This is a genomic window from Microvirga sp. P4_G7, assembly GCF_056401005.1.
Genome location: NZ_JBFUKD010000960.1, coordinates 1 through 1,089 on the forward strand (window position 1 = coordinate 1; position 1,089 = coordinate 1,089).

Sequence of the window (1,089 nt, forward strand, 5' to 3'; positions counted from 1 at the left end):
CTGGAAACCGGGGTGCTCGTCGAGCGTGTCGTGGTCAGCGACGGCCGCGCCGTCGGTGTCGAATTCACAAGAGGGAGCGAGCGATTCATTGCGCACGTGGCGGGTGAAGTCGTCGTCGCGGCAGGTGCGGTGTGTACACCCCAGCTTCTCGAACTGTCCGGCATCGGCCAGCCTGATCGACTGCGCGATCTCGGCCTTCCGGTCGTCCATCCCGCATCCGGCGTCGGCGAGAACCTGCAGGATCATTTGCAGTTGCGACCCGTCTTCAAGGTATCGGGTGTGCGAACGCTCAACGAAGATTACCGCAAGCTCTGGAAGCGGGGATGGATGGGCGTGGAATATGCATTGATGCGCCGGGGACCGCTGACGATGGCTCCCTCGCAGCTCGGGATTTTCACGCGCTCCTCACCGGAATATGCGACGCCGAACCTGCAGTTCCATATCCAGCCGTTGTCGCTCGACAAGTTCGGCGACATGCCGCATCCGTTTCCGGCCTTCACCGCGAGCGTCTGCAATCTTCGCCCGACGAGCCGTGGTTCGATTCACGCGCGCTCGGCCGACGCTGGGACCGCGCCGGAAATTCGGCCGCACTATCTTTCCACCGTTGAGGATCGGCGCGTGGCAATCGATTCGATCAGGCTTGCGCGGAGGCTCGTTCAAGCACCGCCGCTGGCGCGGTTCCAACCGGAAGAATTCCGGCCGGGCGCTCACCTGACGACAGACGACGAGCTCCTCGCCGCAAGCGGCGACATCGGAACGACGATTTTCCACCCCGTCGGCACGGCGAAAATGGGACCGGACAGCGACCCCCTGGCGGTGCTTGATCACCGCCTCCGGGTGCGAGGTGTCAGGGGGCTGCGCGTGATCGACGCCTCGGCTATGCCGACAATCACATCAGGCAACACCAACTCACCGACGATGATGATCGCCGAGAAAGGCGCGGCGATGATCATCGAGGACGGCAAGGGAGCTTGAACGATCGGCAAGATATCAGAGGTGGCGACCGATGTCGGTCGGGACCGGGACGGAGTTCCAGGAGGCCCAGGCCGCGGGGGCGAGGACCAGAGAAGCCATCAGGAAGACGACGAG

1 protein-coding gene is annotated in these 1,089 nt (G+C 63.8%); it reads left to right on the forward strand.

The genetic code is table 11. From position 1 onward, the window contains the following. A partial coding sequence (locus tag AC1DT3_RS22215) for a GMC family oxidoreductase (protein WP_477467339.1) occupies positions 1 to 975 on the forward strand: 975 nt, incomplete at its 5' end. Between the last annotated feature and the right edge of the window lie 114 nt (positions 976 to 1,089).